Raw genomic sequence first — 13,828 nt, 5'->3', positions numbered from 1 at the left:
AGTTAAAATTACATTATTGTCAATTTTAGCCCTAAAATTTGAATTGTATTTAATCATTGTTTTCGCTACATTTGTTACCATTCAAAATAATGTTCATGCAAAGCGAAACACAAACTGAAAATTCTATTTCATTTGATGAATTCAAATCTCAGGTTCTTGAAGATTACAGAATCGCTGTTACCAGCAGAGAATGTAGTTTATTAGGCCGTAGAGAAGTACTTACCGGGAAGGCGAAATTCGGGATATTTGGAGACGGAAAGGAAGTACCGCAGCTGGCAATGGCCAAGGCGTTTAAAAACGGAGATTTTAGATCTGGATATTACCGGGATCAAACCTTTATGATGGCCATCAACGAACTTACACCAGAGCAATTCTTCGCAGGTTTATATGCTGATACAAATATTGAAAATGAGCCAATGTCTGGCGGTCGCCAGATGGGTGGTCACTTCATGACGCACAGTCTAGATGAAAATGGTGAATGGAAAAACTTAATGGAACAAAAAAATTCCAGTTCAGACATTTCTCCTACCGCAGGACAGATGCCAAGGCTTTTAGGTCTTGCCCAGGCTTCTAAAATATATAGAAATGTTGACGGAATACAGGCTGATAAGTTTTCAAATAACGGAAATGAAGTTGCCTGGGGAACAATTGGTAATGCAAGTACCAGTGAAGGTCATTTCTGGGAAACTATAAATGCCGCCGGAGTACTTCAGGTTCCTATGGTAATGAATGTATGGGATGATGAATACGGCATTTCTGTACATGCAAAGTATCAAACAACTAAAGAAAATATCTCAGAGATCCTTAAAGGATTTCAAAGAGATGAAGAAAATAAGGGATATGAAATTCTGGTCGTAGAAGGCTGGAATTATCCTGCACTGGTAGACACTTATGAAAAAGCTTCTGAGATCGCCAGAAAAGAACATTATCCTGTTTTGATCCATGTGATCGAATTAACTCAACCACAAGGTCATTCAACTTCTGGATCGCATGAAAGATATAAATCTGAAGAGCGATTGAAATGGGAAAAAGAGCATGACTGTAACCTGAAGTTCAGAGAATGGATGATTCAGAACGATTTTGCCACTTCAGACCAGTTAGATGAACTGGAAAAAAAGATCAAGAAAGAAGTTAGAAGTGCTAAACATAATGCGTGGACTTCTTATTTAAAACCAACCCTAAAAAAGCAAAAGGAGCTGGTAAAGTTACTGGATAATGCAGCTGCATCCAGCGCTAATGCCAATTTTATCAAGTCTTTGAAAAAAGAGGTTGCAGGTAACAAAGAACCTTTTAAGAAGGATCTGGTTTCCGCGGCAAGGAAGTCACTTCGATATTTAATTGGTGAGGATTCAGCAGAAAAAACTGCAATAATCAACTGGCTGAATGAATTTTCAGAACAGGCCCACCATGATTACGCTTCCTACTTGTATAAAGAAGAAGATACGCAGGTAGAAGTTTTACCTGAATATGACGATAATTCTGAAGAAGTAGATGCAAGAATCATTCTGAGAGATAATTTTGATGCTATTTTTAATAGTCGCCCGGAAACATTGATTTTTGGTGAAGATTCCGGGGAGATTGGTGATGTGAACCAGGGATTGGAAGGTATGCAGAAAAAATATGGTGAATTCAGAGTTTCTGATACCGGTATTAGAGAAGCGACGATTCTTGGGCAGGGAATAGGGATGTCAATGCGTGGTTTAAGACCAATTGCTGAAATTCAGTATTTAGACTATGTAATGTATTGCCTGCAGGGAATGAGCGATGATCTGGCTACCGTACATTATCGTACAAAAGGTAAACAGAAAGCTCCTTTAATTGTAAGAACTCGTGGCCATAGGCTGGAAGGTATCTGGCACAGTGGATCTCAAATGGGTGGAATGCTGAATCTTTTACGCGGAATGTATGTTTTGGTACCTCGTAATATGACCAAAGCTGCAGGATTCTATAATAACCTTTTAGACCTTGATACACCGGCAATGGTGATAGAATGTTTAAATGGATACAGACTAAAGGAAAAACTTCCAACTAATTTAGGAGCGCTGAAAACGCCAATTGGTGTAACTGAAACGGTAAAGGAAGGAAACGATATTACGTTGGTTTCTTATGGTTCTACTTTGAGAATCGTGGAAGAAGTTGCAAGAGAATTAAATGAAGTGGATATTGATGCGGAAGTTATTGATGTTCAATCGCTACTTCCTTTTGATATCAACCATGATATCGTAAAAAGTGTGGAGAAAACTAACAGGCTTCTGGTAATTGATGAAGATGTGCCGGGAGGTGCTTCCGCATATATTCTTCAGAAGATCCTTGACGAGCAAAATGCATATAGATTCCTGGATAGTAAACCGCAAACTTTAACTGCCAAAGAACATAGACCAGCATATGGTACAGATGGTGATTATTTCTCAAAACCTTCAGCTGAAGATATCTTTGAGAAGATCTACTCTATCATGCATGAATCTGATCCTCAGAAATATCCAAAATTGAGATAAACTCAGGAAACATTTCAAATAAAAAAGCCGCGATGATCGCGGCTTTTTTATTTGAAATAGTTTCAATTCTCTATGGAATCCATTTTTTCTCAAAATCCGGTTTTCTTTTTTCTAAAAAAGCATCCCTTCCTTCTTTCGCTTCATCGGTCATATAAGCTAGCCTGGTAACTTCACCGGCGAATACCTGCTGACCAACCATTCCGTCATCGGTCATATTCATGGCAAATTTCAACATCTTAATAGAAGTTGGCGATTTAGCCATAATTTCTTGTGCCCATTCATAGGCAGTGTCTTCAAGTTCATCATGAGGGATCACCGCGTTTACCATTCCCATTTCATAAGCTTCCTGGGCCGAGTAATTTCTTCCTAGAAAAAATATCTCACGTGCTTTCTTCTGTCCTACCATTTTCGCGAGATATGCTGAACCATAACCGGCATCGAAACTGGTAACATCGGCATCAGTTTGTTTAAATATAGCGTGCTCTTTACTTGCAAGAGTTAGGTCACATACCACGTGTAAACTATGACCTCCCCCAACGGCCCATCCCGGAACTACACATATTACGGCTTTAGGCATGAAACGGATCAAGCGCTGAACTTCAAGAATATTCAGCCTATGATAACCATCTTCGCCCACATAACCCTGATGACCACGGGCTTTTTGATCTCCACCGCTACAGAAGGCCCATTTTCCATCTTTTGTAGAAGGTCCTTCTGCTGAAAGCAAAACGCATCCAATTGAAGTATCCTCATGTGCATCATGAAAGGCATCTAAGAGTTCTGAAGTAGTTTTAGGTCTGAAAGCATTGCGAACATCTGGTCTGTTAAAAGCGATCCTGGCAACACCATTAGATTTCTTATAAGTGATATCCTCGTATTCTTTTACTGTTTCCCAGTGAATTTTAGACATGATAATAGATTTTAAGGTAAAAATAGAGCTTTCCATTCATTTCAGAAAGCACAATAAAAAAAGCCTGCCGTTTCTGGCAGGCTGGAAATAACTCATAAGATAAATTATTGCATATATTTTGCCATTAATGGCTGAAGTTCCATACCCCACGCCTGACCTATTTCCATACCTTTTTTGGTAAGTTCAGGAGTTATGGCTACCATTTTCTTTCCAACCGGAGTCGCATAAAATTCGAGGATCTCATCGATTTCCTTTTCGGTAAAACTCTCTGTGTAAACCACAGCCATCTTTTTATACAAACCTTCGGTACTTTCTGCAAGTTCCTTTTTAAAAGCTTCCCTATTTTCTTCAGGAACCATCTCCACGATTGGTTCGGTCATTATATCAAATTGTTGACCAGCAGTCATTTTTATCAACTTAACCGCCTTGGCTTCAAATGTTTCTGGTTGCTGAGCGAATGAAGCAAGACTAAAAGCTAAAAAACTAAGAGTAAAAATAATTTTTTTCATAATTGAATTGTATAGTATAATTTGATCACGAAAATAAACGTTTCCGAATATAGAAATAAAGATCAACAGCAATTTTTCAGATTTTTTTTATATTCTGAAAGTAAAAGATTTAGGTTTGCATTGTTTTTGATGTATTTATAAAAAATTGTTCGAATGAATTTCAGGATATTCTTAATACTTTTCTTTTTCTGTTCTTTAGCTCAGGCTCAAGAATACTGGGATCGCGAAGATTTTGAAATCAGTAACCGGAGTATTGACAATACCTGGAGAGAATTCAGCTTTAACTGGCAGATTCAATCCAGTTTTAATTTACCCGATGGTTCATTTCTGCATTTGAAAGATAATATTCAAAGTGATCAGATCGATATGCTGGCCGCAATAGATAAAATGAATAGAAATCGCGTTCAGAGAAAAGTAGATCTTGGATCACCTTTACCTCAGCGCAAACAGGAAAAAAAGATCTTTGAAGTAACGGGAGACGTGCGAGCCAGGGACCAGAACGATATTTTTATGAACCCATATTATCCGAATCCATTTCTGAATAACTACAATTCACGCGGATTTGGAACCAGAAGATATACCTCTCCTTATAATTACAATTATTAGTCTAATTGTCCTTTAAAAGGATGCCGTCATCTTTAATCTCAACCAGTCGTTGCTTATAAAGTGTTCCTACGGCCTTTTTAAAGCTTTTCTTACTCATCTGAAGTCTGTTCTTGATCTCTTCCGGGGAAGATTTATCGGTAAGGTCCATAAATCCGCCAGCAGCTTTTATCTTATCAAGGATTTTCTGAGCGTTAGGCTCAATGCTTCGATATCCGGGACGCTGTAAGGTGATGTCAATCTTATTATCTTCCCTTATTTTTTTGATAAAACCTTTTATTTTATCGCCAATTTTTAGAGGTTTAAATACTTCGTCATGATAGATTAGACCTAGATGAAGCTGATTAATGATGACATTGAAGCCAAGGTCTGTGTGATTACTTACGATGAGATCTACTTCCTCAAAAGGCTTTACCGTTAAAACGGAGTTATCGAGAAAAGAATGTACTTTGGAGGATGCCGCCAGTCTTTCTGTTTCCAGGTCCAAATAGCAAAAAACAAGATACCTTTCTCCTTTTTGCATTGGGATCACTTGTTCTTTAAAGGGAACAAATAGGTGCTTTTCAAGTCCCCAGTCCAGAAAAGCTCCAAATTTGCTTACCTCAACGCAGGTAAGGTTTTCAAATTGATCGCGTTTTATTTTTGGCTTAAGAGTGGTGGCGACAGGTCTTTCTTCATGATCGAGATAAACGAAAACTTCTATTTTATCATGCACCATCCAGGTTTCTGGAACATATTTATTTGGAAGTAAAACTTCATCACCTTCATCATTTTCAAGATAGATCCCGTGATCTGTCTCTCTTATAATTATCAATTCGTGAAATTCACCTATCTGGATCATAAAATAAAATTTAGCCTACAAAGATACTCTTAATCGGAAATAAAAAAATCCGTTTAAGGGTTTATCCCAAAAACGGATTTTAATTATTTCGATTTTGCTCTATTTATATAAACTTTCTTTTCCAAAATGCTTGGTAAGAAGATAATAGATCACTACTCTATATTTATTTCTGTTTGATTTTCCGTATTTCTCCATTACCTGATTGATGGCTTCGTTGGCCTTGCCTTCATCAGAAACTCCCAATTTCTTCATGACGAAGTTCTTTTTTACGGTTTCTACTTCAGATTCACTGGAAGCTGCTACGGTTTCAGCATCAGCATTGTAAATACTAGGCCCCATAGATTCAGCAATTTTACGAACCAGGTCAATATCAGGATTACTTTCTCCAACCTTAGATTTCAGGTCATCTATGTATTGTCCTACTTTTTCATCTAATTTACTCATAATCTAATTTTTTAGTTGAAGCCTAAGATAATAAATTAGCTTCTTAAGAAGTGTTAGACGAATTTTAAGATTTCATAAAATTGAAGTATTCCAGTAAAACTTCATCATTTATTTTACGCGGAGTAAATATTTCAAGCAATTTTGGCCTTTCTGAAGCTGAATAAAATTCTGTCATAGCATTCTGAATATCCTCTTCAGAATTAGCTTTTAAATATTCAAAATCATAAAGATCACATATTGGCTCTGCCTTGAGATCATGAACAGTTTCGAAATATGTATCAAAATTTTCTGAATTCTTATTTCCTGGAAGTATTCTAAAAATTCCTCCTCCGTGGTTATTCAAAATTATAATTCTGAAATTGGATGGAATGTAATTATTCCAGAGCGCATTGCTATCATAAAAGAAACTAAGATCTCCGGTGATAATGGTCACCGGCTCTTTGGAGCTTACTGCAGCTCCTACCGAAGTTGAAATACTACCATCAATTCCACTAGTCCCCCTGTTACAATACATTTTTAAGCTGGAGTTCCATTGAAATAACTGGGCATATCTTATGGTTGAACTATTCGCGAAATGCAGAATAGAGTTTTCAGGGATTTTTTTGTAGATCTCCTGCATAGCTTTAAGATCTGAATAAGGGATTTCTGCCATATATTCCTCATGCCTTTTTTGTCTTTTGCTTTTAATCTCTTTCCAAAAATTTCCGTAATCGCTATCTATATCCTTAGTCAACGGAAAAAACTCTGAAAAGAAAGAATTTACATCGGTTTCAAAATGCTTGTTCAAACAAAAGAACGTGTTGTAAGCCTTTTTGGAATCAACATGCCAGTGGTGCTTCGGACTATAATTTCTAAGGAAAGCTTTGATCTTTTTTGAAACGATCAATCCTCCAAATGTGAGCAGGATTTCCGGTTGAAGTTTTTTAAACAAATCTTCTTTATTCGAATCTTTTTCTATAGGTCCTATTAGTGTATCGATCCTTGTGAAAAATTCTTCCTGATGAAGATTTGAAGTAGTTTCTGTAAGAACTATAACACTCGGATCATTTGCCAGTCTATCTAAAAACTTTTGTTCTACAGCATTTGGTTGCGCTACACCAACGATGATCATTTTCCTCTTCGCAGCATTCCAGACATCGGCATAATTTTGAAGCTGTTTTTCCGAATAATGTCTTTCTTTGATCTCTGGAAATATTTGCAGAGGATTTACTTCAATATTCTCAACAGTATCATATAAAGGCTCATAGAACGGCACATTTATATGCACTGGCCCCTTCTCCTCTATCGCTTTGTTCAAGGCCAGGTTAACTTCACGCTCATTATGCTTTTGCGCCTCGAACTGCTTTTGCTGAAGTTTAGGATCTTGAGATTCATTTTCCAGCACCAGTTCCGAATATAAATTTGCGGAGTAAAGAATATGGTTTTCAAAAACGTTTTTCTGCCTGATGGTTTGACCGTCCCCAATATCTATTCTTTCAATTGGTCTATCTGCAGAAATTACTACCAGGGGAATATCGCTGTAAAAAGCTTCGGCAATGGCTGGATAATAATTTAATAAGGCTGAACCTGAAGTACACACTAATGCTACTGGTTTATTTAAACGCTGCGCCATTCCCAAGGCAAAAAATGCCGCAGAACGCTCGTCCACAATACTATAAGGAGTAATCTCATCATGATGAGTAAAACCAATGGTTAGCGGCGCATTTCTGGATCCCGGAGAAATTACTACATGTTTGATATCTTTTGCCACGCATAAAGCAACAACCGAGCGGGCCACAGGTATTTTTGAGTACTTCATAGAAACTCAAAATTACAATTTACAGTCTATTTCCGTGAAAGTTTTTGAGCTTATTTAACAAGAACGGCTTTCATGGTCTGCGATTTATTTACCGTTTCCATCCATTCATCAGCAGCATTAGAATCAGCGGTAATTCCGCCACCTACAAAAACACGCGCGTTTCCGTCTTTGATTTTCATACACCTCAGATTAACAAAAAGAGCAGTTTTCTTCGAGATCGATGCAAACTGCTGATTCTCCTGATTTTTCCTGTTCGAATTTCTCTTACTTTCGGTTTTCATATTTAATTCTCCAAGATAACCGGCATAATATTCCCTCGCATAAGCCTCGTTATTCAAAATAAAATCCAGTGCTTTTTGCCTGGGCAATCCACAAACAGCCGGAGTTGGATGTAAGGTATTTATCAATTCGCTTAAATGATCAAGACTGGTTAATCTTCCTGTAATATCGGTACAGATATGAAGCAGATTTCCTGCCCTGGCAGAATAAGCATCCGAAACTGATATAGCTTCAATTGATTCGATTGAATTTAAAGAATCGAGAATATAATCGGTAACAAATTGCTGCTCTTCAGCTTCTTTCCGGCCCCAGGTCACATCAATTTTACCTTTATACAATTGCGTACCTGCAAGTGCCATGGTTTTAAATTTTGTTCGTTCGGTACTTAAAAGTGTTTCCGGGGTGGCGCCAAGCCAATAACCAGTTTCTGGATGAAACCAGATATAAACAAAGGCCTGAGGATATTTATGAAGTAAATTTTTAAAGATTCTCAGCGCGTCAGGATCATACAATTCTACTTTTTCAGATCTGGAAAGCACTACCTTTTTCAAATTTCCCTGCTTAATGGTATCTATTCCTTTCTGAACAAGATTCTCATGCTGTTTCTGATCCTCTTCCATCAGTTCAAAATCGAAATTGCCTGTTACATCATCAGGATCACGATCATCTAAAGAACCTTCAGCCTGGTATTCAAATTTATATTGATCAGAATTATTTGAAGGAATTAAAAAACAATCATTTTCAGAATTGAATGGGGCAAAAACAAATCCGCTTTCAGTATGATCTTTAGCTTTATGAGCTGTCTTATCCCACTGAAGTATAGCGTTTACTTCAATTTCAGCAGGTTTTCGATAAATAACGAATGGCTTCCCCTCCAGAGCATGTTCTCTAACAAGTTGAAAGAATTTTGTAGAATCGATCATTTCTTTTCCTTTGGTAATGCGATGGTGGTCAATTTCACCAATGAAATTAAATTAGCAGCCTCATCAGTAATTCTTATTTCAAAAAGCTGTGTCGTTCTGCCCTTGTGAATAAAGGTAGCTTTTGCATATACCCAACCTTCCTTGATGCTTTTCAAATGATTAGCCGAAATTTCAATTCCGCGTACAAAGAATTCCTCAGTATCTAAAAAAATATAGCTCGCCATACTCCCAACACTTTCCGCAAGTGCTACACTAGCTCCGCCATGAAGAACCCCGTCAGGCTGATGAACCCTCGAATTCACCGGCATTTTAGCGATTAGAAAATCCTCGCCGACATCTGCTAATTCAATTTCAAGAGTTTCCATCAGCGTATTTTTACATACTTTTTTTGAAAGCTCGAGCATTTCTTCCTTCGTCATCATTTAAAAGATTGGTTACTTTGTAAAAATACAAAACAGCAAACAACCATGAGCAAAGAGAAAAGTCTTTCTTACGCTATTTCTAATACCTATTCCACCCTAAACGAGAAAACTGAAAATACTAAAACGGTATGGCTTGTTTTTCACGGGATTGGCTATTTAAGCCGATACTTTCTAAAATATTTCAAACATCTGGATCCTAAAGAAAATTACATTATCGCTCCACAGGCTCAGTCAAAATATTACCTGAATGGTGAATATAGACATGTTGGCGCTTCCTGGCTAACCAGAGAAAATACAGAATTTGAGGTAGAGAATATGCTTAATTATCTCGATGCGGTTTATAAAGCTGAGGATCTTGCAAATGTTGAAAATCTGAATATTTTGGGCTATTCCCAGGGAGTTTCTGTAGCTACTCGATTTATAGCCCGAAGAAACGTCAGATGTAAAAACCTGATCATGCATTCCGGGAAGGTTCCCCAGGAATTAAAAGCTGAAGATTTTCAGTTCTTGAAAGACACTAATTTTGCTTTTATCTACGGTACTGAAGATGAATATTTAAAATCTGGAATAATCACGGTAGAAGAAAAACGATTGAATGAGATCTTTCCAGAAAATCTTGAGATTCTAACTTTCCAAGGTGGCCACGAAGTAAATACAGAATTGATCTCAAAATTTGCTTAATTTGAGATTTCTCTATGCATTTAAATAGCGCAAATTTTCAAATTCTTTCGCAAATAGAATGTGACAGGGAAATCTTAATTTGAAATGAATGAATCAAAAATCAAAATCATCTATCCTTAAAACTATTGGTCCTGGATTTTTACTCGCCGGAGCAGCAATTGGTGTTTCTCACCTGGTTCAATCTACTCGTGCCGGCGCCGATTATGGATTTCTTTTGATCTGGGTTCTCATCCTCGCCTGCGCTACTAAATATCCTTTTCTGGAATTCGGACCGCGTTATGCTGCGGCTACCGGGGATCATTTGATTACCGGTTATCGCAAAATGGGTAAATGGCCCTATCGAATTTTTATAATAGTGACCGTGGGAACTATGTTCATTGTCCAGGCTGCGGTTACCATAGTTTCTGCCGGTCTTGCCGAAGAGCTTTTTAGTATGGGCTGGTCTATCTTCACCTGGAGTTTTATTGTGCTTGGAATCTGTATTGCACTGTTGCTAATTGGTAAATATTCAGCACTGGACACCACTATGAAGATTATCATTAGCCTTCTCGCGATCGCAACATTATCTGCGGTAATTTTTGCTTTTGGAGATGGAAGGCTTGAAAATGCACTTTCCTATACCCCTCCCGAAATCTGGAATAAAGCCGGGATCGCATTCATCATTTCATTTATGGGCTGGATGCCTATTCCGCTCGATGCATCGGTATGGCATTCGATTTGGACTACGGAAAAGGCGGAAGGAAATAATCGAAGAACCAGTGTTAAGGAAGCTTTTACCGACTTTAATATTGGCTTTTTTGCTGCCGCGTTCATCGGAATTCTATTTCTGCTCATGGGAGCTTTGATAATGTTTGGAAGCGGACTCAGTTTTTCAAGCAGTGGCGTGGAGTTTTCGGGTCAGCTGATTGATATGTATGGAAAAACACTTGGCGACTGGAGCAGACCAATTGTTGGAATTGCCGCTTTTATCGCAATGTTCTCTACCACTCTGGCCGTTACCGATGCTTTTCCGAGGGTGATTTCCGAGATCCTGGCTGAAAATAAAATGGAAGTAGATCATCCTAAAAAGAAACGATGGAGAAATTACAAGATCAATGTATTCCTGATTCCGTTAATAGCCCTTCTAATTCTTTATTTCTTCGGAACATCCTTCACAGCCTTGATCGATTTTGCCACCGCGCTGTCCTTCTTATCTGCACCAGTGATTGCCTGGTTTAATTTTAAGATTGTTACAGGAAACCAAATGCCGATTAATGAAAGACCAGGAAAAACCTATAGAATTTTCAGTCTTCTGTGCTTCGCTATACTGGTAATTTTTGCTGGGATTTATATTTATACCCTCCTCGTGTGATTGATTCTTCAGAAAATTAAATAAAACTTAAATCTTAAAAATGATTGCTCACCGTTCCTGAATCTTCGTAAATTAAGTTCAGGTTGGAGCAATTATGGCGTACAAATTCACTCTTCGCGGAAAAACATATTCTTTCAAAAATCTGAAAACCGTTCTGGCAAAAGCTACTCCGGAAAGATCTGGAGATGCCCTTGCCGGTGTTGTTGCTGAAGACAATAAAGAGCGAATTGCTGCTCAATATTGCCTAAGCGAAATTCCGTTGAAAAGATTTCTGGAAGATCTGGTCATCCCTTATGAAACTGATGAAGTTACCAGGCTGATCATTGACAATCATAATACTCAAGCCTTTAAACCAATAGCCAACCTAACGGTTGGTGAATTTCGAGATTTTCTGCTTTCATATAAAACTGATGCTGATACACTAAATAAACTATCTCCCGGTATAACTCCCGAAATGGCAGCAGCCGTTTCGAAGATCATGAGAAATCAGGATCTGATTTCTGTAGCTTCAAAAATTGAAGTGGTCACTAAATTCAGAAATACGATTGGTAAGAAGGGGCATTTTTCGGTTCGTTTACAGCCAAATAATCCTTCTGATGATCCCAAAGGAATTGCCGCCAGTATTATCGACGGACTCATGTATGGCTGTGGGGACGCAGTCATTGGCATTAATCCGGCGACAGATAATCCGCAGGAAGTTTCTAAACTTTTAAAACAACTGGATGACTTCAGACAGCGATACGACATCCCAACTCAGAACTGCATTTTGAGTCATTTAACAACTACGCTGGAGATCATTGACAAAGCACCGGTTGACCTAATTTTTCAATCGATAGGCGGAACCGAAAAAACAAATTCATCTTTTGGTATAGATCTTAAGTTATTGCAGGAAGCTTATGATGCAGGGAAGGAATTGGATCGAGGAACGATTGGAAACCAGATGATGTATTTTGAAACAGGCCAAGGCTCATCTCTATCTGCAGATGCTCATCACGGAGTTGACCAGCAAACCTGTGAAGCAAGAGCATATGCGGTTGCCAGAAAATACGATCCTTTTCTGGTGAATACTGTAGTTGGATTTATTGGTCCGGAATATTTATATGACGGAAAACAAATTACAAGAGCTGCCCTGGAAGATCATTTCTGCGGAAAACTACTCGGCTTACCAATGGGCTGTGATGTTTGTTATACCAACCATGCAGAAGCCGACCAGGATGATATGGATTCTCTGCTAACACTTTTGGGCGTCGCTGGCTGTAATTATATTATGGGAGTTCCCGGAGCCGATGATATTATGCTGAATTACCAGTCAACTTCCTTTCATGATGCCATGTACTTGAGAAAAGTTTTGAATAAAAGACCCGCTCCGGAGTTTGAAGAATGGTTGCTGAAAATGAGAATTATGGATGAACAGGGAAATCGCAATGAAATTCCTGAGCAAATTCTAACACTAAAATAATGGCAAAAGAAATTTCAAGTAAGAACTATCTCCAGAAAGATCCTTGGGAGAATTTGAGATCGCTCTCAAAAGCAAGGATTGCTTTAGGAAATTCCGGTGGTAGTTTACCAACCAAGGAAGTGCTAAGTTTTCAGGAGGACCATGCTTTTACTAAAGATGCAATTTATTCAGATCTAAAAGAAGAAGAATTATTGCAACAATTAGAAAATTTCAAGGTTCCGGTTTACCAGTTTCAAAGCAAAGTTTCTGATAGAAAAGAATATTTAAAACGTCCTGATCTTGGTAAAAAACTGGCACAAACTTCAGAATCTGAAAATGGCGATTTTGATATCCTCTTTATTCTCACCGACGGACTTGCAGCCGATGCTATAAACGAAAGAGCCATTCCGCTACTACAGCAAATTACACCCAAGTTAAATGATTACAAAATAGGCCTATGTGTGGTAAAATATGGCCGGGTCGCCATTGGTGATGAGATTGCAGAGAAACTCAATGCTCAGTTTACCGCGGTTTTAATTGGAGAACGCCCGGGATTATCTTCGCCAAAAAGTCTCGGAATTTACACCACTTTTGAGCCTAAACCTGGCATTACCGATGAACGCCGGAACTGTATTTCCAATATTCACGAAAATGGGTTAAGCATTGAAAAAGCAGCAGATTTACTACTATATTTCATTAAAGAATCTTTCCGTAGAAAATTAAGTGGAGTAAAATTGAAAGCTGGTTTGCAAGGTGAAATTGAAAAAAATTAATACATCTATTCGGAACAGGTGTATAGTTTTTCGTCATTTCTTCCCTGTTGATTAAGGTAATCGTTACTCTCTTCAGCCGTAAGATTTGTTACCAACCTACCTTCGCAATCGTAAAATTCAAGCATAGCCTGGAAATTCACACGTGGATCTGTAATTAGCTGATAATAGACGGTTTTTTCGTTATAATTTCCTTTGAAGATTGAGATTTCAAAGGAACAATTTTCATCAAGCTCGGCTTTAAATGCATTAAACCAGGCTTTACCTTCGGCACTCCCACAATTTTGAAGATCATCATCTGAACAGGAGATCAAAAATAGACAGGCAAGTATGAATAGAAGCTTTTTCAAAAAGTCAAATTTTA

At 38.0% G+C, this 13,828-nt stretch carries 14 protein-coding genes; 6 read left to right on the top strand and 8 right to left on the bottom strand.

The annotated features are described in order from the left end of the window. The first annotated feature begins 95 nt into the window (after positions 1-95). Positions 96-2,495 carry an alpha-ketoacid dehydrogenase subunit alpha/beta gene (locus AC2S94_RS10395; RefSeq protein ID WP_484628536.1) on the top strand — a complete coding sequence of 800 codons (2,400 nt, stop codon included), beginning with the start codon at positions 96-98 and terminating at the stop codon, positions 2,493-2,495. Between the two features lie 70 nt (positions 2,496-2,565). Here AC2S94_RS10395 and AC2S94_RS10390 read toward each other — a convergent pair whose 3' ends face one another. Together AC2S94_RS10390 and AC2S94_RS10385 are read right to left on the bottom strand one after the other, a co-directional pair. Beyond that, complete coding sequence (locus AC2S94_RS10390; protein ID WP_484628535.1) at positions 2,566-3,405, bottom strand: 1,4-dihydroxy-2-naphthoyl-CoA synthase; 840 nt, start codon at positions 3,403-3,405, stop codon at positions 2,566-2,568. Between the two features lie 104 nt (positions 3,406-3,509). Next, positions 3,510-3,914, bottom strand: coding sequence for a DUF2059 domain-containing protein (locus tag AC2S94_RS10385; protein ID WP_484628534.1), 405 nt, complete (start codon positions 3,912-3,914; stop codon positions 3,510-3,512). A gap of 153 nt (positions 3,915-4,067) precedes the next feature. On the opposite strand from AC2S94_RS10385, the gene AC2S94_RS10380 reads away from it, so the two are divergent. Further along, positions 4,068-4,520: a hypothetical protein gene (locus AC2S94_RS10380; RefSeq protein WP_484628533.1), complete on the top strand. Its 453-nt coding sequence runs from the start codon at positions 4,068-4,070 to the stop codon at positions 4,518-4,520. Position 4,521: 1 nt separating this feature from the next. Here AC2S94_RS10380 and AC2S94_RS10375 read toward each other — a convergent pair whose 3' ends face one another. The 5 genes from AC2S94_RS10375 to AC2S94_RS10355 form a co-directional block, all read right to left on the bottom strand. Next, positions 4,522-5,358, bottom strand: coding sequence for a CvfB family protein (locus tag AC2S94_RS10375; protein WP_484628532.1), 837 nt, complete (start codon positions 5,356-5,358; stop codon positions 4,522-4,524). A 99-nt stretch (positions 5,359-5,457) separates the two neighbouring features. Continuing rightward, a complete protein-coding gene (locus AC2S94_RS10370) occupies positions 5,458-5,802 on the bottom strand; it encodes a DUF2853 family protein (protein ID WP_484628531.1) in 345 nt (114 codons plus the stop codon). Between the two features lie 64 nt (positions 5,803-5,866). Continuing rightward, the gene (gene menD / locus AC2S94_RS10365; protein WP_484628530.1) at positions 5,867-7,600 is read right to left on the bottom strand and encodes a 2-succinyl-5-enolpyruvyl-6-hydroxy-3-cyclohexene-1-carboxylic-acid synthase; all 1,734 of its coding nucleotides are present in this window, start codon (positions 7,598-7,600) and stop codon (positions 5,867-5,869) included. Between the two features lie 50 nt (positions 7,601-7,650). Then, positions 7,651-8,802, bottom strand: coding sequence for a chorismate-binding protein (locus AC2S94_RS10360; protein WP_484628529.1), 1,152 nt, complete (start codon positions 8,800-8,802; stop codon positions 7,651-7,653). Continuing rightward, entirely contained in the window at positions 8,799-9,221 is a 423-nt protein-coding gene (locus AC2S94_RS10355; RefSeq protein WP_484630910.1) for a PaaI family thioesterase, read from the bottom strand. The genes AC2S94_RS10360 and AC2S94_RS10355 overlap by 4 nt, the downstream gene beginning before the upstream one ends. Positions 9,222-9,269: 48 nt before the next feature. Here AC2S94_RS10355 and AC2S94_RS10350 point away from each other — a divergent pair, with 48 nt between their 5' ends. The 4 genes from AC2S94_RS10350 (at position 9,270) to eutC (ending at position 13,467) form a co-directional block, all read left to right on the top strand. Then, a complete protein-coding gene (locus AC2S94_RS10350; RefSeq protein ID WP_484628528.1) occupies positions 9,270-9,905 on the top strand; it encodes an alpha/beta hydrolase in 636 nt (211 codons plus the stop codon). Between the two features lie 88 nt (positions 9,906-9,993). Beyond that, on the top strand, positions 9,994-11,256 hold the full coding sequence (locus AC2S94_RS10345; RefSeq protein WP_484628527.1) for an Nramp family divalent metal transporter: 1,263 nt from the start codon (positions 9,994-9,996) through the stop codon (positions 11,254-11,256). A gap of 94 nt (positions 11,257-11,350) precedes the next feature. After that, the gene (locus tag AC2S94_RS10340) at positions 11,351-12,715 is read left to right on the top strand and encodes an ethanolamine ammonia-lyase subunit EutB (RefSeq protein ID WP_484628526.1); all 1,365 of its coding nucleotides are present in this window, start codon (positions 11,351-11,353) and stop codon (positions 12,713-12,715) included. Continuing rightward, the gene (gene eutC, locus AC2S94_RS10335) at positions 12,715-13,467 is read left to right on the top strand and encodes an ethanolamine ammonia-lyase subunit EutC (RefSeq protein WP_484628525.1); all 753 of its coding nucleotides are present in this window, start codon (positions 12,715-12,717) and stop codon (positions 13,465-13,467) included. The genes AC2S94_RS10340 and eutC overlap by 1 nt, the downstream gene beginning before the upstream one ends. A gap of 5 nt (positions 13,468-13,472) precedes the next feature. Here the strand turns inward: eutC and AC2S94_RS10330 are convergent, their stop codons facing one another. Further along, positions 13,473-13,814 (bottom strand): hypothetical protein, encoded by a 342-nt coding sequence (locus AC2S94_RS10330; RefSeq protein WP_484628524.1) that lies wholly within the window; start codon positions 13,812-13,814, stop codon positions 13,473-13,475. Positions 13,815-13,828: the final 14 nt, after the last annotated feature.

It is taken from the genome of Christiangramia pacifica (genome assembly GCF_057221535.1).
The sequence above is the reverse complement of the archived record's forward strand: the minus strand, read 5'-3'. Positions and strand labels throughout refer to the sequence as shown.

Excerpts from the sequence above, each read along its gene's own strand:
- AC2S94_RS10395 (WP_484628536.1), top strand. The coding sequence starts at position 96 with ATGCAAAGCGAAACACAAACTGAAAATTCTATTTCATTTGATGAATTC.
- AC2S94_RS10390 (WP_484628535.1), bottom strand. The coding sequence starts at position 3,405 with ATGTCTAAAATTCACTGGGAAACAGTAAAAGAATACGAGGATATCACT.
- AC2S94_RS10385 (WP_484628534.1), bottom strand. The coding sequence starts at position 3,914 with ATGAAAAAAATTATTTTTACTCTTAGTTTTTTAGCTTTTAGTCTTGCT.
- AC2S94_RS10380 (WP_484628533.1), top strand. The coding sequence starts at position 4,068 with ATGAATTTCAGGATATTCTTAATACTTTTCTTTTTCTGTTCTTTAGCT.
- AC2S94_RS10375 (WP_484628532.1), bottom strand. The coding sequence starts at position 5,358 with ATGATCCAGATAGGTGAATTTCACGAATTGATAATTATAAGAGAGACA.
- AC2S94_RS10370 (WP_484628531.1), bottom strand. The coding sequence starts at position 5,802 with ATGAGTAAATTAGATGAAAAAGTAGGACAATACATAGATGACCTGAAA.
- menD (WP_484628530.1), bottom strand. The coding sequence starts at position 7,600 with ATGAAGTACTCAAAAATACCTGTGGCCCGCTCGGTTGTTGCTTTATGC.
- AC2S94_RS10360 (WP_484628529.1), bottom strand. The coding sequence starts at position 8,802 with ATGATCGATTCTACAAAATTCTTTCAACTTGTTAGAGAACATGCTCTG.
- AC2S94_RS10355 (WP_484630910.1), bottom strand. The coding sequence starts at position 9,221 with ATGACGAAGGAAGAAATGCTCGAGCTTTCAAAAAAAGTATGTAAAAAT.
- AC2S94_RS10350 (WP_484628528.1), top strand. The coding sequence starts at position 9,270 with ATGAGCAAAGAGAAAAGTCTTTCTTACGCTATTTCTAATACCTATTCC.
- AC2S94_RS10345 (WP_484628527.1), top strand. The coding sequence starts at position 9,994 with ATGAATCAAAAATCAAAATCATCTATCCTTAAAACTATTGGTCCTGGA.
- AC2S94_RS10340 (WP_484628526.1), top strand. The coding sequence starts at position 11,351 with ATGGCGTACAAATTCACTCTTCGCGGAAAAACATATTCTTTCAAAAAT.
- eutC (WP_484628525.1), top strand. The coding sequence starts at position 12,715 with ATGGCAAAAGAAATTTCAAGTAAGAACTATCTCCAGAAAGATCCTTGG.